Source organism: Microbispora sp. H10836 (genome assembly GCF_012999525.1).
Lineage (GTDB): Bacteria > Actinomycetota > Actinomycetes > Streptosporangiales > Streptosporangiaceae > Microbispora.
On the sequence record NZ_JABBWU010000035.1, the window covers coordinates 1 to 19,452 of the forward strand.

Annotated in this window: 19 protein-coding genes; 9 read left to right on the forward strand and 10 right to left on the reverse strand. The window is 73.2% G+C overall.

Annotated elements, in window-relative coordinates:
* Positions 1–119 precede the first annotated feature (119 nt).
* From HHX30_RS38365 to HHX30_RS38385, 5 genes are all read right to left on the reverse strand, one after another.
* On the reverse strand, positions 120–1,751 hold the full coding sequence (locus tag HHX30_RS38365; RefSeq protein ID WP_169988858.1) for an integrase: 1,632 nt from the start codon (positions 1,749–1,751) through the stop codon (positions 120–122).
* Between the two features lie 245 nt (positions 1,752–1,996).
* The gene (locus HHX30_RS38370; protein ID WP_169988859.1) at positions 1,997–3,013 is read right to left on the reverse strand and encodes a zinc-binding dehydrogenase; all 1,017 of its coding nucleotides are present in this window, start codon (positions 3,011–3,013) and stop codon (positions 1,997–1,999) included.
* A 127-nt stretch (positions 3,014–3,140) separates the two neighbouring features.
* Positions 3,141–3,857 carry a DUF3618 domain-containing protein gene (locus HHX30_RS38375; RefSeq protein ID WP_169988860.1) on the reverse strand — a complete coding sequence of 239 codons (717 nt, stop codon included), beginning with the start codon at positions 3,855–3,857 and terminating at the stop codon, positions 3,141–3,143.
* Complete coding sequence (locus HHX30_RS38380) at positions 3,833–4,231, reverse strand: phage holin family protein (protein WP_169988861.1); 399 nt, start codon at positions 4,229–4,231, stop codon at positions 3,833–3,835. The genes HHX30_RS38375 and HHX30_RS38380 overlap by 25 nt, the downstream gene beginning before the upstream one ends.
* Entirely contained in the window at positions 4,228–5,109 is an 882-nt protein-coding gene (locus tag HHX30_RS38385; RefSeq protein ID WP_169988862.1) for a hypothetical protein, read from the reverse strand. Before HHX30_RS38385 ends, HHX30_RS38380 begins: the two co-directional genes overlap by 4 nt.
* 24 nt (positions 5,110–5,133) lie before the next feature.
* Between HHX30_RS38385 and HHX30_RS43915 the strand changes: the two genes are divergently transcribed.
* From HHX30_RS43915 to HHX30_RS38410, 5 genes are all read left to right on the forward strand, one after another.
* Positions 5,134–5,328 carry a pentapeptide repeat-containing protein gene (locus HHX30_RS43915; protein WP_169988863.1) on the forward strand — a complete coding sequence of 65 codons (195 nt, stop codon included), beginning with the start codon at positions 5,134–5,136 and terminating at the stop codon, positions 5,326–5,328.
* A gap of 579 nt (positions 5,329–5,907) precedes the next feature.
* Positions 5,908–7,227 (forward strand): ABC transporter substrate-binding protein, encoded by a 1,320-nt coding sequence (locus HHX30_RS38395; protein ID WP_169988864.1) that lies wholly within the window; start codon positions 5,908–5,910, stop codon positions 7,225–7,227.
* Between the two features lie 164 nt (positions 7,228–7,391).
* Positions 7,392–8,405: a carbohydrate ABC transporter permease gene (locus HHX30_RS38400; protein WP_169988865.1), complete on the forward strand. Its 1,014-nt coding sequence runs from the start codon at positions 7,392–7,394 to the stop codon at positions 8,403–8,405.
* On the forward strand, positions 8,398–9,237 hold the full coding sequence (locus HHX30_RS38405) for a carbohydrate ABC transporter permease (RefSeq protein WP_169988866.1): 840 nt from the start codon (positions 8,398–8,400) through the stop codon (positions 9,235–9,237). Before HHX30_RS38400 ends, HHX30_RS38405 begins: the two co-directional genes overlap by 8 nt.
* 41 nt (positions 9,238–9,278) lie before the next feature.
* Complete coding sequence (locus tag HHX30_RS38410; protein WP_169988867.1) at positions 9,279–10,649, forward strand: GH1 family beta-glucosidase; 1,371 nt, start codon at positions 9,279–9,281, stop codon at positions 10,647–10,649.
* A gap of 22 nt (positions 10,650–10,671) precedes the next feature.
* On the opposite strand, the gene HHX30_RS38415 is transcribed toward HHX30_RS38410, so the two are convergent.
* Together HHX30_RS38415 and HHX30_RS38420 are read right to left on the reverse strand one after the other, a co-directional pair.
* Complete coding sequence (locus HHX30_RS38415; RefSeq protein WP_169988868.1) at positions 10,672–11,721, reverse strand: LacI family DNA-binding transcriptional regulator; 1,050 nt, start codon at positions 11,719–11,721, stop codon at positions 10,672–10,674.
* 466 nt (positions 11,722–12,187) lie between these two features.
* Positions 12,188–12,916, reverse strand: a complete 729-nt coding sequence (locus HHX30_RS38420; protein ID WP_169988869.1) for a type 1 glutamine amidotransferase — start codon at positions 12,914–12,916, stop codon at positions 12,188–12,190.
* A 127-nt stretch (positions 12,917–13,043) separates the two neighbouring features.
* Between HHX30_RS38420 and HHX30_RS38425 the strand changes: the two genes are divergently transcribed.
* Entirely contained in the window at positions 13,044–13,487 is a 444-nt protein-coding gene (locus tag HHX30_RS38425; protein WP_169988870.1) for a protein-tyrosine phosphatase family protein, read from the forward strand.
* Between the two features lie 133 nt (positions 13,488–13,620).
* Positions 13,621–14,358: a sulfite exporter TauE/SafE family protein gene (locus tag HHX30_RS38430; RefSeq protein WP_169988871.1), complete on the forward strand. Its 738-nt coding sequence runs from the start codon at positions 13,621–13,623 to the stop codon at positions 14,356–14,358.
* A gap of 158 nt (positions 14,359–14,516) precedes the next feature.
* On the opposite strand, the gene HHX30_RS38435 is transcribed toward HHX30_RS38430, so the two are convergent.
* Positions 14,517–14,699, reverse strand: coding sequence for a hypothetical protein (locus HHX30_RS38435; protein WP_169988872.1), 183 nt, complete (start codon positions 14,697–14,699; stop codon positions 14,517–14,519).
* A 17-nt stretch (positions 14,700–14,716) separates the two neighbouring features.
* Here HHX30_RS38435 and HHX30_RS38440 point away from each other — a divergent pair, with 17 nt between their 5' ends.
* Together HHX30_RS38440 and HHX30_RS38445 are read left to right on the forward strand one after the other, a co-directional pair.
* Complete coding sequence (locus tag HHX30_RS38440) at positions 14,717–15,400, forward strand: hypothetical protein (protein ID WP_169988873.1); 684 nt, start codon at positions 14,717–14,719, stop codon at positions 15,398–15,400.
* Positions 15,401–15,534: 134 nt separating this feature from the next.
* Positions 15,535–15,744: a hypothetical protein gene (locus tag HHX30_RS38445; RefSeq protein ID WP_169988874.1), complete on the forward strand. Its 210-nt coding sequence runs from the start codon at positions 15,535–15,537 to the stop codon at positions 15,742–15,744.
* Between the two features lie 4 nt (positions 15,745–15,748).
* On the opposite strand, the gene HHX30_RS38450 is transcribed toward HHX30_RS38445, so the two are convergent.
* Positions 15,749–17,671 (reverse strand): prolyl oligopeptidase family serine peptidase, encoded by a 1,923-nt coding sequence (locus HHX30_RS38450; protein ID WP_169988875.1) that lies wholly within the window; start codon positions 17,669–17,671, stop codon positions 15,749–15,751.
* The gene (locus tag HHX30_RS38455) at positions 17,671–19,452 is read right to left on the reverse strand and encodes an N-acetylglutaminylglutamine amidotransferase (RefSeq protein ID WP_169988876.1); all 1,782 of its coding nucleotides are present in this window, start codon (positions 19,450–19,452) and stop codon (positions 17,671–17,673) included. Before HHX30_RS38455 ends, HHX30_RS38450 begins: the two co-directional genes overlap by 1 nt.

Sequence of the window (19,452 nt, forward strand, 5' to 3'; positions counted from 1 at the left end):
ACGTCCGGTGAGTGCGACGAGCACCTCCCGGCCGAAGCCGACAGATCCCGTTGAGGACCCTAAGTCAGTCAGTCGATGGGTCAGACCCCGGCGGGAGGTGCTCACCTACATCATCTCTGTCAGTCGATGAGGTCGCACAGGCCGGGCCCGAGGTCGTCGTCCACCATGCGCAGCGCGGTCTCCGCCCTCGACGCGAGCGCGAGCGGGGGCACCCCGGCCACCAGATGGGAGTGCGCGATGCGGTCGAGCGCGGCGCCGACCAGCGGCGCCGTGACCCGGAGGGCGGCGGGAAGCGCGACGCCGCCGGTGGAACCGCCGTGGAGCACGATGTTGCGGCACCGGTACAACCGCCGCAGCGACACCTCCAGGTAACCGCGCACCCGCCCCAGCACGGGCCGGCGGTCGGCGAGCAGCGCCTTCATCCGGAAGACCGACGCCACGTCGCTGCCGGTCCGCCAGGACCGCACCAGCGGGAGCCCGTCCCGGCTCTCCAGCTCGGCGGCGACGAGTGTGGAACGTTCCCGGTTGGACGCGCAGGCCGCCAGCTTGTCCGCGAGAGCGTCACCGGGCACCTCCCGTATCCGGTAGGAGAGCGCGGTGAGCTCGGCACGCGGCCAGGAGCAGGCGACGAGCGCGGCGGCGCGGGAGGCGGCCACCACCTTCTCCCGCTCGTCGGGATCCCTGGCCTCGGTCAGCAGGGACTCCAGAGCCGCCCAGCCTCCCGCGATGGCGGGCGCGAGCGGCCCCTGGTTGAGCCCGGAGGCGATCTCCAGGGCCTCGTCGACCGTGCTCCTGGCCTGCTCGCCGAACCGCTGCACGTCCTGGCCGACCACGTACAGCTGCCGCTCGGCGGCCAGTGAGAGCACCTGCGCGCCGCGCGAAGGCAGCAGGAGGGGGAGCGGCCGGTCCTCACCTCCGATGTACGCCTCGCCCAGGGGGACGACCATCCCCGCGGCCGTGAAGCGCGCCCGCGCCTGAAGCCGTTCGACGAGGTCGGAGACGATCTCCACGGCGCGCTCGGCATCCCTGGCCTCGACCGAGTAGCTGAGCCCGCCGACCACCTCCCGGTGCCGCTCGGCGCTCGCGCCCGCCATCAGGGGCAGCGTCTGCTCGGCCGTCAGCCAGTTGGGCAGCCAACCGGCCAGCTCCTCGTGCCGGCTCAGCGCGCGGAAGGGGACGACGACCCGCCACTGGCGTGGCGGCCGGGCCAGCAGGGCGGACGCCTCGGCGATCAGGTCCGTAGCCGACAGATTCAGATGGCCGGCCCGGAGCCAGCGCTGCACACCCGCCAGGCTGTGCCCGCTGTCGAGCAGGTGCGCGGCGACGGCCCGGGCCACGCGTTCGGCCCGGGGCGGCTCCTGCGCCGCGGCGCAGGACGACCAGCGGCCGAGGTAGCCGGGCCGCCCGATGTCGATGAGGTGGCGCAGCTTGCGGCGGCCGTCGCTGGCCAGAGTGAGGGTGGTGCACAGGACCTCGCGCAGCTCACGACGATAGGCCGCGGTGCCCAGGGCGGGATCGTCGCCGAGCAGGCGCTCCAGCGCGTGGCGCTGCCAATCCACCGCCGCCTGCGACAGCACCCGCCGGTCGACCCACACCCCGGCCTCGTACAGCTCCTCCAGGGCGAGGAACGATCCGACATCCCACAACCGGATCGGCCAGGGGGCTCCTTGGCGGGTGAAATCGAGCAGCCGGGTGGTGACGTGCCGGGAGTAGGAGGACCGGGGGTCACGACCGGCGGGAATCGCATGCATGCTGACGCAACCTCGGGGGGTGTGCAGGACATCGGGGGAAATAAAGAGGGCGCGGCCCAGAAAGACCGCGCCCTCGGGGGCGACTGCCCCGGTGAAGCCTGTGCTCGCTTGCGCGATGCTCAGAAGATACCCCGTGTCGCGCCCGCCGCACCGGGATTTCGGGAGAACCTTGACGCGTGTCGTGGCGCCCCTGTCGGTGCGGCTGTCAATTCGACAGTGTCTGCCCGTTATGGCGCATCGGGCCCTCAGACCTGGGGTTCCACCACGACCTTGAGCCCGCGCCGGGTGACGGCGGCGGCGAAGGCGTCCGCCGCAGCCGCGAGCGGGAAGCGGTCGGTGACCAGCGACGAGACGTCCACCGCGCCGCCGGCGACGAGGCGGATCGCCCGGGGATAGGTGAGGTTCATCCGCCGGACGAGCGCGAGCGTGAGGCCCTTGCGCCGGGCCAGCGAGGCGGGGAACGAGGTGCGGTCGTCGTCGGGAATGCCGGCCAGCACGACCCGGCCGCCGGGACGTACGGCGGTCATGGCGATACGTACCGCGTCGTCGACGCCCGCCACCTCGAAGGCCACCCGTACGCCGAGGCCGTCCAGCCCGTCGATCCCGGCCCACGCGGCCGGTCCCGCGTCCTCGGGGGACAGGGCGTGGTCGGCGCCGAACCGCAGGGCGGCGGCGCGGCGGTGCGGCAGGGGGTCGACGGCCACGACCGCCGAGGCGCCGGCGAGCCGGGCGAGGCGGACGACCAGCAGCCCGATCGGCCCGCACCCGACGACGGCCACGGGCGACCCCAGGCTCACATGTCCCAGGTCCACGGTGTGGAGCGCCACACCGAGCGGTTCGAGCATGGCCCCGTCGCTGTCGGAGAGCGCGTCGGGCAGCGGGTGCAGCAACTCGTCGGGCCAGGCGAGAAACTCGCGCAGGCCGCCGTCGAGCGTGCCGTGCCCGGCGAAGCGGACGTCCGGGCACAGGTTGCCGTATCCCGTCGCGCAGACCGCGCAGCGGCCGCAGGGGATGGCGGGGTCCACCGCGACCCGGGTGCCGTGCCGGGGACCGCCCTCGACGACTCCGGCGATCTCGTGTCCCACGACGAGCGGCTCGTCCAGCACCGCGTCGCCGATGCCGCCCTCCGAGTACCAGTGCAGGTCGGAGCCGCACAGGCCGACGGCGGTGACGCGCACCAGGCTCTCGCCGGGCCCCGGGACGGGCGGCGGCTCGTCGGCCAGCCGGATGTCGCCCGCCTTCTGCAGCCGCGCCGCCCTCACGCCCCCGTCCCCCGCGTCATCGCCGCCTCCTCGATGAGTCCTTCACCTTGATCGTATCCCGGCGTACGCCGAGGGCCGGGCCCTCGCTGCTGCCGGCCCGGCCCTCGGAACGTTCCCACGGCCCCCGCTATGACCGGGCCTGCCCGGTCATCTGCCGTGCTTGGTCGCGGGTCTGCTCGGTGACCTGCCGTGCCTGGTCGCGGGCCTCCTCGCCGGTGGTCCTGGTCGCCTCGGCGGCCGTCTCGCGCACCTGCTGGACCGCCTCCCTGGCATCCTCGCCCACCCGCTGGGCGGTCTCCTGGACGGCCTGCTTGACCGGCTCGACCATGTCCTCGGCCCGGTCCTTGACCTGGAGGGCCGCATGCTCCTCCGCGGAGGTCTTCGGCAGCAGGCTCGCGGCCAGCAGCCCCGCGCCGAAGGCGATCAGCCCCGCGGCGAGCGGGTTGCCCTGCGTGCTCCGCATCGCCTGGCGCGGCGCCTCGCGCACGGTATGGGCGGCCTGCTGCGCGCCGTGCCTGACCATCTCGCCGGCCTCCGCCGCGGTCCCGCGCACCGTCTCGCCCGCCTGCGCCGCCGCGTCGCGGACCGTCTCGCCGGCGTGCGCCGCGGCGTCGCGCATCGTCCCCGCGGTCTCACCGGCCTGGTCGCGTACCGTGTGGGTGGCGTGTGCCGGCACTCCCATCACCTTCTCCTTCACCGAGTGCGCCATCCCGCGCATCCTGTCCGTACGGCGCCGCACGATGCGCGCCGGGCTCGTCCGGTCGGCGAGCCGGTCCACGTCGGCGGCGAGTTCCGCCCGCGTGACCTCGATCTCGGCCCTTATCTCCTCTGGGCTCGCGCCCATTGCACGTCCTCCTTCAGCGTCTCGATGGTCTGCTCGGGCGTGGGGTTCACCTCGCGCATGCGCTCCCTGCCGCGCGCGAACAGGACCCCGCCGATCACCGCCCACACGACCGCGACGATGAGCGCGGCCCAGGCCAGGTCCATGACGTTGCCGAGCCCGAACATCACGGCCAGCGTGACGAGAAGCGCCACCATGTATCCGGCGAAACCGGCCCCGCCGAGCATCCCGGCCGCCTTGCCGGCCTTCGTGGCCTCCTGCCGGATCTCGGCCTTCGCGAGCTCCACCTCCTGGCGGAACAGCTTGGACAGGTCCTCACCGATCTCCCCGACCAGCTTGCCCAGCGAGGGCTCGGCGGGCGGGCTGGGGTAGCTCATCGCGGCTCACCTCCGGCGCCCGGCGCGCCGGGGAAGCCGTCCGAGCCGCCGCGTCCGTCGTCGGCACGGCTGTCCCGGATCTCGTCGGACGGGTAGCGCGCGCCGGTGGTGTAGCCGGTCCCGGTGCCGTTCCGCGTCACGTCGCCGGTCCGGTGCCCGTCACCGGCCCGGTATCCGTCGCCGGTCCCGTTGCCGTTACCGGTGCCGTACGACGGTGAGGGGGTCACGCCGGTCCCCGGGCCGCCGGTGCCCGTGCTCCCGCTCACCGGCTCTCCGGCCACGGTGTGCCGGGTGCCCGTGCCGTACGTCGTGACCGGGCGCGTGCCGTACGGGGCGGACGAGGGCGACCCGGAACCGTACGCGGCGCCGCTCCCGTCGCCGGAGGCGGAGCCGTACCCAGAGCCGTATGCGGTGCCGGAGCCGGACCACCTGGCGTCACGGTCCGCGGTGCCGACCGCCGGGCCGTTCACCGGGCCGTTCGCGTGCGGATCCTCGGCCGAGGCGACGGCCTTGACGGCCCGCCCCACGAGGAATCCCGCGACCACGGCGCCGGCGAGGAACAGCCCGGGGCGGCGCCGCGCGAAGTCCTGCACGTCGCGCACCGCGCCCTGGAGACCCTCGGTCTCCAGGTAGTCGGCGGCGCGGTGGCCCCGCTCGGCGACCTGCTGGACCACGCTCCGCATGGGGGAGTCGGGCTGGGCGTTGTCGCCGATGGCCTCCAGTTCGCCGGTCCACTGCCGGATCGTGCCGGCGGCGCGCCTGCTCTGGTGCCGGGCCTGCTCGTCGGTGTGCCTGCGCAGCTGGTGGAGAACGTGCCGCGTCTGCTCCCTGGCCTCGTGGGCCACCGTCCGCGCCTGGTCCTTCGCGGTCAGCGCCACCTCGCCGGCGGCCGACCTGGACTCGTGGGCCGTCTCCTGCGCCGCCTGCCGGACCTGCTGCGCGGTGCCTGCTTGAGTGGTGCCCGCTTGAGTGGTGCCCGCTTGAATGGTGCCCGCCTGCGTGGTGCCCTGCGGTCCGGCCTGCTCGCGGCCGGCGTCCTGCGGCAGCTCGCTTCCCCCGGCGTATGTTCGCGGCTCGGTATGGAAGTCGCTCACTGAAGCCTCCTTGGGTCGAAATCGTCCCTGGAGCGGCGAGCTACCCCCGAAGTTCGAACGGACGCACAAATTGCCCAAAAAAGTCAAGAATGCGTATTGACACGGTAAACGGCGGCCGGGGTGGGACCGCCGACGGGGGCCGGGACGTGCCCGGCGTGCGGCTGGGGAGTGACGACCTCTCTTGGCGGCGAGGGAACAGGAAATGGGAGAGCGCTTTCCCAGAGCCTGGACTCCAACGGCCGCCCTGTCAAGGCGGGCTCGCGTCGTCGCCGAAACTCCCAGTTCATGCCGACAGGACTGGCGTAGCGCTGGCCGGGCGTCCCGGGCCGGGGGGTGAGGGGAAGGGCCGCCTCTTGACACGTCCGGCCTTCCGCGACACTCTCCTGCTTGGAGAGCGCTCTCCAAGCCGTGGCGGCGAGGAGAGCCCGTGCTCGCGAGGCGCGCGCCACAACGTGGGGCGGCTTTCGCGCAGGCGGGGGCCCGTCCGCGCCCCGCTGTCGCAGGACATGGACTGTTCACCCCCCCCAGGCCCCCGCCCCCGCGGGCGGGCGGTCGCACCCCGCAAGAGTGAGGACAACACCCGTGCGCAGACGCAAGCCATATCTCCTCGCCGTCGCCGGAGCCCTCGTGCTCGCCGCGACGGCCTGCGGCGCCGACGACTCGCCGTCCACGGCCGGATCGGCCGGCGGGAGCGCGGCCCAGACGATCACCTACTGGGCGTCCAACCAGGGCACGAGCCTGGAGAACGACAAGGAGGTGCTGAGGCCCGAGCTCGACAGGTTCACCAAGGAGACCGGGATCACGGTGAACCTGGAGGTCGTCCCCTGGGCCGACCTGCTCAACCGGATCCTCGCCGCGACCACGTCGGGCAAGGGCCCTGACGTCGTCAACATCGGCAACACCTGGTCGGCCTCGCTGCAGGCGACCGGGGCGTTCGTGCCGTGGGACGACGCGCTGCTCAAGACGCTCGGCGGCAAGGAGCGCTTCCTCGGCCCCAGCCTCGCCGCGACCGGCGCCCCCGGCCAGCCGCCCACCGCCGTGCCGATCTACGGCATGACGTACGGCCTCTTCTACAACAAGAAGATGTTCGAGGAGGCCGGCATCGACAAGCCGCCGGCCACGTGGGACGAGCTGATCGCGGACGGCAAGAAGCTGACCAAGGACGGCAGGTGGGGGCTCGCCGTGGAGGGCGCGAGCGTCAGCGAGAACGCCCACCACGCCTTCATCTTCGGCCGGCAGCACGGCGCCGAGCTGTTCGACGCCTCCGGCAAGCCGCACTTCGACTCCGACCAGGAGACCAGGGCCATCAAGCAGTACCTCGACCTGATGGCCGTCCACAAGATCGTCAACCCGAGCAACGCGGAGTACGCCAACGGCACCGAGGCGGTGCAGGACTTCGTCTCCGGCAAGGCCGGCATGCTCATGTGGCAGTCGATCGCCACGCAGCTCAAGCAGGCCGACTGGTCCGAGGACGACTACGGCCTGGCCCCGATCCCGCTGCCCGACCCGTCGCAGGGCGGCGAGCAGGTCAACGCCATGGTCGCCGGCATCAACCTCGCCGTGTTCAAGACGGCCGCCAACACGGACGGGGCACTGAAGTTCGCCCAGTTCATGACGTCCAGGCAGACCCAGCAGAACCTCAACAAGGCGTACGGCTCGCTGCCGACCGTCACGGACGCCTACGACGACCCGGCGTTCGAGAGCGAGACCGTCAAGACCTTCCAGCAGATCCTCTCCACCACGGCCGCGCCGCTGCCGCAGGTGGCGCAGGAGAGCCAGTTCGAGACGCTCGTGGGCAACGCCATGAACCAGTTGTTCGCGGACGTCGCGAGCGGCAAGCCGGTCACCGAGGAGGCCGTCAAGGCCAAGCTGACCGAGGCCAACCAGCAGATGGGCGGCTGAGCGGCCCAGGCACCCTCCGGCGCCGGGCGGCGGCCCCGCCCGGCGCCCGCGTGCCTCCCGCCCACCGCACGGAAGTCCCCGGAAAATTCGTCGCCCCCCGGGCGCTTCCTGCTTGTTTCCTCGCCCACTCCGGGCGCCGTCTGCCTGACACCGAGAGGAAGTCCATGGTCGTGTCCACCACGTCCCGGCCCGGCGCGGGACGGAGACCCGCGTCTCCAGGTGGTCCTCCGCCTCCGGGCGGCCTGCGGCGCGGGATCGCCGACCGCGTCCCGGCGCGGCTGCGCCGTCTCGCCCTGCCGTACCTGCTGATCCTTCCGGCCGTGCTGCTCGAACTGCTCGTCCACCTGGTGCCGATGGTGATCGGCATCGGCATGAGCTTCCTCAAGCTCACCCAGTTCTTCCTGCGCAACTGGTCGGCCGCGCCGTTGGCGGGGCTCGGCAACTACCGCGTCGCCGTCGACTTCGACGGTGCGGTCGGCCGCTCGCTGCTGCACTCGTTCCTCGTCACCGTCGCGTTCACCGTGCTCACCGTCGGGCTGTCGTGGCTGCTCGGCATCTGCGGCGCGGTGCTCATGCAGGGCTCGTTCCGGGGCCGGGCCGTGCTGCGCGCGCTGTTCCTCGTGCCGTACGCCCTTCCGGTCTACGCCGGGGTGATCACCTGGAGCTTCCTGCTCCAGCGCGACTCGGGACTGGTCAACCACGTGCTGGTGGACCAGCTGCACCTGTTCGGCGAGCGGCCGTTCTGGCTGATCGGCTCCAACAGCTTCGTGTCCCTCATCGTGGTCTGCGTGTGGCGGTCGTGGCCGTTCGCCTTCCTCGTGCTGATGGCCGGGCTGCAGAACATCTCCGACGACCTGTACGAGGCGGCGGCCATCGACGGCGCGGGCTGGGGCCGGCGGCTGCGCGCGGTCACGCTGCCCATGCTGCGCCCCGTCAACCAGGTGCTCGTCCTGGTGCTGTTCCTGTGGACGTTCAACGACTTCAACACGCCGTACGTGCTGTTCGGCAAGTCGGCCCCGCACGAGGCGGACCTGATCTCGATCCACATCTACCAGAGCTCGTTCGTCACCTGGAACTTCGGCTCGGGCTCGGCCATGTCGGTGCTGCTCCTGCTGTTCCTGCTGCTGGTGACGGCCGTGTATCTGGTCGCGACGTCCAGGAGGAGGAGCGATGCGTGAGCCCCGCTGGCTGCCGTGGGCGCGGTGGGCCGGCCTCGGCCTGCTCGGCCTGTTCACCCTGACCCCGCTGTACGTGATGCTGACCTCGGCGATGAAGCCGTTGCGGGACGTGCAGGGGGACTTCCAGTGGATCCCCACGACGATCACCCTGCGCCCGTTCGCCGACATGTGGCGGACGGTCCCGCTGGCCCGCTACTTCGCCAACAGCCTGATCGTGGCGTCGGTGGCCGCGCTGGTGTCGGTGCTCATCGCGATCTTCGCGGCGTACGCGATCAGCCGCTTCCGCTTCCCCGGACGCCGGATCTTCTCGGTCACGGTGCTGTCCACGCAGATGTTCCCCGGCATCCTCTTCCTGCTCCCGCTGTTCATGATCTACGTGAACCTCGGGACCGCGCTCGGGGTCGAGCTGTACGCCAGCCGCACCGGGCTGATCATCACGTACCTGACCTTCTCGCTGCCGTTCTCGATCTGGATGCTGGCCGGCTACTTCGACTCGATCCCGACGGCCCTGGACGAGGCCGCCCAAGTCGATGGCAGCGGCCCGGTCGGGGCCCTGCTGCGTGTCGTGCTCCCCGCCGCCACCCCCGGTATCGTGGCCGTCGCGATCTACGCGTTCATGACCGCGTGGGGGGAGGTGCTGTTCGCCTCGGTCATGACCGACGAGACGAGCCGCACCCTCGCCGTCGGCCTGCAGGGGTACGCCACCGAGAACGACGTCTACTGGAACCAGATCATGGCGGCCTCCCTGGTCGTCAGCGTCCCCGTGGTGGCGGGGTTCCTGCTGCTGCAGCGCTATCTCGTGCAGGGCCTCACCGCGGGCGCCGTGAAGTGAACGCCCACCATCACCACCATCGAACCAAGGAGAACCAGCGAATGGAGCCGCAGCGCGGCCACGCCCCCGATGTAACCGCTTTCGACGACTTCGTCTGGGGCGTCGCCACCTCGGCCTACCAGATCGAGGGCGCGGCCCTCGAGGACGGCAGGCTGCCCTCGATCTGGGACACCTTCTGCGGGGTGCCCGGCGCGATCGACGGCGGCGACACCGGAGACGTGGCCTGCGACCACTACCACCGGTGGCGCGAGGACGTCGGCCTGCTCGGACAACTCGGCGTGGACGCCTACCGCTTCTCGGTGGCCTGGCCGCGCGTGGTGCCCGACGGCGCCGGCCCGGTGAACCCGCGCGGGCTGGCCTTCTACGACCGCCTCGTGGACGCCCTGCTCGACGTCGGCATCCGGCCGTTCGTGACCCTCTACCACTGGGACCTGCCGCAGGCGTTGCAGGACCGCGGCGGGTGGCCCGAGCGCGACACCGCGCAGCGCTTCGCCGAGTACGCCGCCGTCGTGGCCGAACGGCTCGGCGACCGCGTCGCCGACTGGACGACGATCAACGAGCCGCTGTGCTGCTCCTGGCACGGGCACCTTGAGGGCTCCATGGCCCCCGGGGTGCGGAACCTGGAGGCGGCCGTGCGCACCTCCTATCACCTCCACCTCGGGCACGGCCTCGCCGTGGAGGCCGTACGGGCCGGCGCGCGGCTGACGCCGTCGATCGGGATCGTCAACAACCTCAGCCCGATCGACCCCGCGACCGACAGCGAGGAGGACCACGCCGCCGCGCGGCGTCTCGACGGGCACGTCAACCGGTGGTGGCTCGACCCGGTGACCGGCCGCGGCTACCCCGAGGACATGCTCGCGGTGTACGGCGTCGACCTGCCGATCCGGCCGGGCGACCTGGAGACGATCGCGACGCCGCTCGACTACCTGGGCGTGAACTATTACTTCCGTCAGGTCGTGGCGGCCGACCCCGGAGGGCCCGTGCCGTACGCGCGGCAGCTTGAGGTGCCGGGGGCGACGACCACGGCCATGGGCTGGGAGGTCGACGCCGGCGGCCTGGAGCGCCTGCTGGTGCGCCTCACGCGGGAGTACGCCGCACCCCGCCTGTACGTCACCGAGAGCGGGTCGGCCTGGCCCGACACCGTCGGCCCGGACGGCACGGTCGACGACCCGGAGCGCCTGGCCTACCTGGAGGACCACATCGCGGCCTGCGGCCGGGCGATCGAGCAGGGGGCGCCGGTCGCGGGCTATTTCGCGTGGTCGCTGCTGGACAACTTCGAGTGGGCCTACGGCTACGACAAGCGGTTCGGCCTGGTGCACGTCGACTACGAGACCCAGGCGCGGACGGTGAAGGCGAGCGGCCGCCGCTACGCCGAGATCATCGCGGCCGGCAAGCGGCTGCGGGTGGCCTGACAGACGCGGCGCCGGTGGTCCGTCAGGCCGACTCGCGGACCACCAGCGCCGGCTGCACGATGACCGAAGTGACCCGGAAGCCCGGGTCCGCGACGTGCGCGAGCAGCAGGCGGGCCATCTCGGCGGCCATGTCCTCCATCGGCTGGCGCACGGTCGTCAGCGGCGGGCGGCAGACGGCCGCCGCGCTGTCGTCGAAGCCGACCACCGCGACGTCCTCGGGCACCCGGCGCCCGAGGTCGCGCAGCGCGAGCAGCGCGCCCTGCGCCATCAGGTCGTTGGCGACGAAGACGCCGTCGATGTCCGGGTGCTCCTTCATGAGCCGGTGCATGCCGGCCTCCCCGCTCGCGGGCATGAAGTCGCCCTCCACGGCCGGCACGTACGGGTGGCCGTGACCGGCCATGGCCTCCTGGAATCCCGACAGCCGGTCCTGCGCCGCGGGGACGTCGAAGGGGCCGCTGATCGTGGCGACCCGGCGGCAGCCGCGCGCCACCAGGTGGTCGGCCGCCAGCGCCGCGCCGGCCCGGTGGGCGAGGTCCACGTAGCTGATCGGGATCGGCCGGGCGGGCCGCGCCCACAGCACGGCGGGCAGCCCGGCGTCCACCAGCAGCTTCGGCAGCGGGTCCTCGCCGTGCGTCGAGACGACCAGCGCGCCGTCGGCGCTGCCCTGCCGGAGGAAGGAAACGACGTCGTGGCGGGTCTGCGCCGAGTCCGCCAGCATCAGCACCGGGTGGATGCCCCGCGGCCGTAGATATCCCACCACGCCGCTGGCCACCCGGCCGAAGAACGGGTCGGCGAACACGCGGGACTCGAACGGCTCTCCGCCCTTCGCGTCGCCCGCGCCGGAGACGACCAGTGCCACCGCTCCCGTACGGCGGGTGACGAGGGACCGGGCGGCCCGGTTCGGCACGTACCCGGTCGTCGCGATGGCCCGGTGCACGGCCTCCTGGATTTCGGGCGCCACATTGCGGATACCGTTGATCACGCGCGAGACGGTCGCCCGGGACACCCCCGCCACGCGGGCCACGTCCTCAAGTGTGGGAGTTCCCGAGAGCGGCGGAAGGTCGCTGGTCATGCAGCCATTTATAGCACGGAGGGGGAGAGCGCTCTCCGGTGTCGCCCGGCCGTCCCGCAGCCGACCGACACGTGAGGAGGAGCGACGGGAATGCCCGGCCTACTGGCACTTCGACCCGTCACGGAAGCCGACCTGGACGCCTTCGACGCGGCCTTCCAGAGCGAGAGCGGTGCGACGCCGTACCAGTGGTTCGGCTTCACCCCGACGGCGGGGCTGCGGGAGGCCCTGCGCGCCCGCGGACTGCTGGCGGGAGCCGACAACATGCTCGCCGTGACGGTGGACGGCGAGCTCGCCGGGCGGGTCGAGTGGACGCGTCCAGGCGACCACCGATCCGGAGAACAGGGCCGAGATCAGGTGCCTGGAGAAGATCGGATTCCGCCTGGAGGGCGTCGTACGGCGTGCTCAGTGGCGCGGCGGGCGCTGGCACGACCAGCTCCTCTACTCCATCCTCCGGGACGAGTTCCCGCTAGCGGGCCGTCCCTAGTGGTCCCTCCTTGACCAGGGTGGCGAAACGGGAGGCCACCTCGCCCCAGGAGGCCCGCGAGAGCGGGTCGTCGGCCACAGCGGCGGCATACAGTTCGTCGAGGTCGAGACCTCGCCGCCGGGTGTGGTCGACGTCCCACTGCCGGATGCGTTCGGGCCGCACCTCGGGGTGGAACTGCACGCCCCAGGCCCGGTCGCCCAGCCGGAAGGCCTGGTAGGGGCAGCGTTCGGTCTCCGCCAGCCACACCGCGCCCGGCGGCAGGGCCGTGATGGCGTCGATGTGGTTCTCGATCGCCGGGACGACGGCGGGCAGCCCGCCGAAGACCGGATCGTCCGCCGCCTCGGCCCGGATGGTGATGGACGTGCTGCCGTGCTCGGGCGCCCCGGCGTCGCCCTGGACCTTCCCGCCGCCGACCGAGGCCAGCATCTGCCCGCCGAGGCAGATGCCGAAGAACGGCACCGACTCGGCGAGGGCCTGCTCGACGAGGGCGCGGGTGGCCGGCAGCCAAGGCGCCGTGTCGTCGTCGTCCGGGAGGTAACCGCCGCCGAGCACGAGCAGGCCGTCGTGCTCCAGCCGCGGCGGGAGGGCGGACCCGTCGAAGGCGGTGACCACGTCGACGGCGACCCCGGCGGCGTCCAGCCATTCCCCGAACCGCCCGGGACCCCCGTTCGTTCCGTTCTGTACGGCGAGCACACGCGGCGTTTCCGGCATGAGGCCCGACTCTAGCGCCCCCGTCCGCGCGCACGATTCCGCTTCTCCCATGGCGCGACGGCAGGCGGGATCACGGCGTTCCCGTCATTCACGTGATCTTGACGCGGTGGCGGAGGCACAATGGGGCATGCCCACGACTCGTCTCACCGGCGCGATCCGCCTTCCCGACGGCGCCTGGGTCCGCGGACGCGGCCTGCGGCGTCCCGCTCCCGCGGGCGAGCCGCCCGAGTACGGCCTCTACCTCGGCGGCCCGCGGCTCAGGCGCAGGCACGACCAGGGCCTCACCTGGACGCACGAGTGGATCGACTGGCCCGATTTCCTGCTGCCCCGCGACCGGGAGCAGGCGATCGACCGCATCCGCGCGCTGCACGAGCACGCCCGGGCGGGCAAGGCGGTGGAGGTCGCCTGCGGCGGGGGAGTGGGACGCACCGGCACCGTCATCTCGTGCCTGGCCGTCCTGTCGGGCCTGCCCGCCGACCGGGCCGTCGCGTGGGCGCGGGCCGAATATCACCCGCGGGCCGTCGAGACGCCCTGGCAGCGCCGCTGGGTGCTGCGGTTCCCCGCCTCCTGACGGACACGGCGCCCATCCGGCGTTCACCCGCACCGGGGGCGGCGGAGCCGGGCACGGACCGTTTCGGGCCGACCGGTAGGCCGGTTTTTGCGGTCCAAAACCCATATGGTTGGGTTCCCTTGTGCTTGTCGACGTGCTCGGGTTGGCCGGGATCGGCCTTATCGCCGGGGTCGTCAGCACGGTCGTGAGTCTGGCTTCGATCGTGTCGTACCCCGCGCTGCTGGCCTTCGGCCTGCCGCCGCTCACCGCGAACGTCACCAACACGGTCGCGCTGCTGTTCACCGGTGTGGGTGCGGCGGCCGGCTCGCGGCCGGAACTGGCGGGCCAGGGGCGTCTCCTCGCCCGGCTCGGCCTCGCCACCGCGCTGGGCGGGGCGACGGGCGCGGCGCTGCTGCTGGTCACGCCGTCGCGGACGTTCGAGGCGGCCGCCCCATGGCTGATCGCGGGCGCCTCGCTGCTGCTGTTGCTGCGCCCGCCCCGCCAGGGACGGGTGCACCTCGGCGGGGAGAAGGGCCTGGCCCTGCGCGTGGGCGCCTTCTGCGTCGCCGTCTACACCGGCTACTTCGGCGCGGCCGGCGGCATCATGATGTTCGCCGTGCTCGCCGCGGCGCTCGACCGCCCGGCGGCCGGGGTCAACGCGGTCAAGAACGTCGTGGGAGCGTTCGCCAACGCCGTCGCGGCCGTCTGGTTCGCTTTGTTCGGGCCGGTCGACTGGGCGGCGGTCGGACCCCTGGCGGCGGGGTTCCTCGTGGGCGGCTGGCTGGGCCCGGCGGTCGCCCGCCGCCTGCCCGGCGACACGCTGCGCCTCGCCGCGGCCCTCTGCGGACTCGCGGTCGCGGTCAAGCTCGGCGTCGACGCGTACGGCGGCTGAGCGGGTGGGGCCTTGCGCCGGACAGGCCGGCGCCTTCTCCGGACGTCCGCGCTGCCACGTCACCCCGTCGCCACGTCACTCCGTCGCCACGTCACTCCGTCGCCACGTCACTCCGCCGCCACGTCACTCCGCCGCCTCGCCCCGGCGGCGGTGCGTGCTCACCGAGCGGTTGTGCCGGGGGACGCGTCCGCCGCGACGGCCTCGGCGTGCCGGGCGCGCAGGCGATCCCGGATCTCCTCCGGCGTGTACGCGCGCCTGCGGCGCTCGGCCCGGGCGATCACCACACCTGTCGCCGCGACACCCGTGAAGGCCGCCAGACCGAGTATCTTCCACCACCGCATGTGCCTAGGCTACTGCCGTGGCTCATACGCGGATAAGCCTCGACAAGGCACTCGAACTGGCCCGTACCGGTGACGTCTGGGTGTTCCGGGGACGCAGCGTCCCGGACCGCGCCATCCAGGTCACCACCAACAGTCCGGTCAACCACGTGGGCATGGCCGTGGTCATCGAGGACCTGCCGCCGCTCATGTGGCACGCCGAACTCGGCCGGTCGCTGCCCGACATGTGGTCGGGCACCCACCAGCGCGGCGTCCAGCTGCACGACATGCGCGACGCGGTCTGCGTCTGGGCCGCGAGGTACGGCCAGCGTGCCTGGCTGCGCCAGCTGGAGCCGGGCGTGAGCAGGGAGATGGAGGACGCCGTCCTGCGGACGATCGCGCGGCTGGACGGCACGCCGTTCCCGTCCACGGCCCGCCTGGCGGGACGCTGGCTCCGCGGGCGGCTCCCCGCACTCCGGCCCGCGGCGTGGCGCGGGCTCCGGAACGCGGAGCGGCGGACCGCCCGCGACAGGGCTCTGGAGACCGCCTACTGCGCGGAGGTCGTCGCGGTGACCTACGAGGCGATGGGCCTGCTGCCCGAGGGCCGCCGCCCGAACTGGTACGACCCCGGCAGGTTCTGGAGCGGCGACAACCTCGTCCTCGGCGAGGGGCACCGGCTGGGCGGCGAGATCGCGGTCGACGTCCCCGGCGGCGAGGCGCCCTGACCGCGCGTCCGGCGTCTTGATAACGCCCCGGCGAATATTTTCCCGGGGCCGTCAACCTCCGGTGCCGGAGGCGCGTCAGGTGTAGGCACCGTTCGTCCAGACCCGGAGGGCAGAGCCCCATGCCTACTCCTGAGATGAGACGCGAGGATCTCGCCGGAACCACCGACCGAGAGCGGCGGGCGCGTCTCGCGCTCGACGCGATACGCCGCCAGGGTCCAGAGGCGGTGCAGGAGGAGACGTTGCGCCTGAAGTCCGAGCTGTTCCGGCAGTACGGATGGGAGGGATACCAGCGGGTCATCGCCAAGATGGAGAGCGACCTGGCGCGGCTGCACGAGTCGCGCTGACCGCTCAGGCGGACGACGGGCAGGTCAGGTGCCGGCCGAGCCACTCGGTGACGCGCCGCACGAACGTGACCCGGTTGACCCGCCGCCGGATCTCGTGCCCCTCGTCCTCGAACAGCAGCAGCTCGCAGGGCACCCCGCGGGCCCGGGCCGCGCCGACGACCTGTTCGGCCTCGTACACCGGGACGTTGGAGTCCCGCGCGCCGTGCACCACCAGCAGGGGAGCGGCCAGGCGGTCGAAGGCGTGCAGGGGCGACAGCGCGTGCAGCAGGTCGCGGTCGGCCTCCGGATGTCCGTACTCGCTCACCGCGGCCGCGGCGATCCACGGCTCGGTGCGCTCGTAGAAGGTGGCGAAGTCGGCCATCCCGCACACGTCCACCCCGGTCCGGAAGAGCCCCGGATAGGTGACGAGCGCGGCCAGCGTGAGATAGCCGCCGTACGACCAGCCCATGCAGGCCAGCCGGACGGGGTCGGCGAGGCCGGCCCGCACCAGGAAGGCGGCGCAGTCGGCCACGTCGTCGATGGCGCGGAACCGCAGCGCGTGGTTGTCGGCCTCACGGAAGGCCCGGCCGAATCCGGCCGAGCCGCGCACGTTCGGCGCGAAGACGCCGATCCCGGCGGCCACCAGGCACTGGTACAGCGGGGTGAACGCGGGCCGCTCCTGGTCCTCCGGCCCGCCGTGCAGGAAGAGGGCGTACGGCGCCGGGCCCCGCGCGCCGGGCGGGCGGTAGAGCCACCCGCCGATCTCCAGCCCGTCGCGGGCCGGCAGCCGCACGAGTTCGGCGTCCACGGCCCCGGCGACGCGTCCCGCCCCGGCGAGCGTCCGATACCGGCCCGTGTCCAGGTCGCACGACACCACCTGTGCGGGCTGGGCGGGCCCTTCCACGGCGAGCACGGCCACCCTGTCGTCGAGCGACACGCTGATCGAGGTCACCAGCTCACCCGGAGGAGGGGGCAGCGGGCGCCGTACCGGGTTCTCGGCGGCAGCACCGCCGGTGACGAGGGCGGTGTCGGCGACGCCGCCGGCGTGCCCCCAGCCGTGACCGCCGTCGCCCGGCTCCAGCACCTCCAGCTCCGAGCGGCCCCCGACGTTCCACACCAGCACGAGACGGCGGCCGTCCGCGCTCAGCGCGAAGCGGTCCAGCTCGGCGTCCGGGCGCTCGGCCAGCACCACCGGGCCGCCGCCCCGGCTCACCGCCACCAGCGCGGCGCGGTCCCGGCCCGCGTCGGACAGCAGGTAGGCGGTCTCGCCGTCGGGGGACAGGACGCCGTGGCCGGTCGAGCCGGGCAGGTCCGCCAGCAGCGGCTGCTCCGTGCCGCCCAGGGTCAGGTCCCTGAGATACATGCGCCGCATCCCTCTCGGGCCGCGGCGCAGCAGCACCCGCGCGTGGTCGCGGCTCACCGACTCCGGATGCACGAGTGGCCCGGCCGCGACGGTCTCCCGGCTCCCGGTGCCCGCGTCGACCAGCAGGGCCTCGGCCGGCCCGGCCGCCGAGACCTCGGCCACCAGAAGCAGATCGCCCCGGCCGGTCCACCGGACGAACCAGGCGGACCCGCCCTCGGGCGCGGCCAGCGGCCGCAGGTCGCCGCCGTCCGGGCGGACCGTCCAGACCTGGGTGTGCTCGCCGCCGCCGGGCACCACGAGCACGGCCAGCCGCTCGCCGGTCGGCGACCAGCTCACCTCGGCGACCGGCTCGGGCCCGGTGTCGACGGCCCGCGCCCCCGCGCCGGGCCGCGTCGGCTGGACCCAGACCCGCGGCGTGCCGTCCCGGTCGCTGACGTACGCGACGGCGCCGCGGTCCGGGGCCAGGGCCGGCGTCCGGCACTCCCAGGTCTCCAGGAACGCGGCCCCCAGGAACGCGGCCCCCAGGAACGCGGCGCCGTGGGACGCGGCGTCGGCGAGCTCGGTGCCGGGGACGTGCTCCGCCATCAGATCCCTTGCGACTGCAGCCACATCTCCAGCAGCCCGAGCTGCCACAGCGTGTTGACCCCCGTCCTGGCGCGGTCGGCCCCCGGGTCGTCCAGCAGCCTCGCGACGTACGCCGGGTCGAACAGGCCGCGGGAGCGGGCGGCGGGCGCGGTGAGCGCGTCGCGCACCAGGTCGAGGAACGGCCCGTCGATGTGCCGGATGGCGGGCACCGGGAAGTAACCCTTCGGCCGGTCGACGATCTCGCGCGGCAGCAGCGCCCGCGAGGCCTCCTTCAGGATGCCCTTGCCGCCCCCGGCGAGCTTCAGCTCGGGTGGGCACGCCGCCGCCAGTTCGACCAGCTCGTGGTCGAGGAACGGGGTGCGGGCCTCCAGGCCGTGGGCCATCGTCATGTTGTCCACCCGCTTGACCGGGTCGTCGGCGAGCATCAGCCGCGTCTCCAGGCGCAGGACGGCGTCGAGCGCGGTCTCGGCGCCCGGCCGGTCGAGGTGGCGGCGGACGACGCGGGCGCTCTCGTCCTCCTCGGCGAGGTAGGCGGGCGCGACGATGCCGGCGAGGTCCTCGTGCGGCCGGTCGAAGAACTCCCTGGCGTACGCCGCGAAGGCGTCCTCGCGTGGCACAGCGGCCACGGGAGGGAACCAGCGGTACCCGGCGAACACCTCGTCGGCGCCCTGCCCGGACTGCACCACCTTGACGTGCCTGGCCACCTCCCCGGACAGCAGGTGGAAGGCGACGCAGTCGTGGCTGACCATCGGCTCGCTCATCGCCCGCACCGCCTCCGGCAGGCCCGACAGCAGCCGGGAGTCCTCGATGAGGATGCGGTGGTGGGTGGTGCCGAAGCGCTCGGCGACCATGTCGGAGTAGCGGAACTCGTCGCCCGCGTCGCCGCCGGCCGCGTGGAATCCGATGCTGAACGTCGACAGGTCCCGCTGGCCCTCCTCGGCCAGCAGCGCCGCGATGACGCTGGAGTCCAGGCCGCCCGACAGCAGCACGCCCACGGGCACGTCCGCGACCATCCGCCGGCGGACGGCGGCGCGCAGCCGGTCGAGTACGGCCTCGCGCCAGTCGTGCGCGTCCATCCCCTCGTACCGCGGCAGCCGGGTGAAGGGCGGGTCCCAATAGACCGTGTCGCGGTACGTCCCGTCGGCCTCGACCGTGCGCACGGTCGCCGGCGGCAGCCTGCGCACGCCGGTGAGGATCGTGCGCTCGCCGGGCACCAGCGAGTGGAAGGTCATGTAGTGGTGCAGCGCGACCGGGTCGATGTCGGTGCTCACCTCGCCCCCGGCGAGCAGCGCGGGCAGGGTGGAGGCGAAGCGCAGCCGCCGCCCGTCCCCGGACACGTACATCGGCTTGATCCCGAGGCGGTCGCGGGCGAGCGTCAGCCGGCCCGTCGCCGGTTCGAAGACGGCGAAGGCGAACATCCCCGCGAAGCGGCGCACGCAGTCGGGCCCCCAGTGGTGGAACGCCTTGACCAGGACCTCGGTGTCGGAGCCGGAGAAGAAGTGGTATCCCTCGGTTCGCAGTTCCTCGCGCAGCTCGCGGTAGTTGTAGAGGCAGCCGTTGAAGACCGCGGCCAGGCCGAGCGAGGGGTCGGCCATCGGCTGGGCCGCCTTGTCCGACAGATCGATGATCTTCAGGCGCCGGTGGCCGAGGGCGACCGGGCCCCGCGACCACAGGCCCGACCCGTCCGGGCCGCGATCGTGCATCGCGTCGGTCATCCTGCCCACCGCGCCGATGTCGGCGCGCCGCCCGTCGAACCGGATCTCGCCGCTCAGTCCACACAT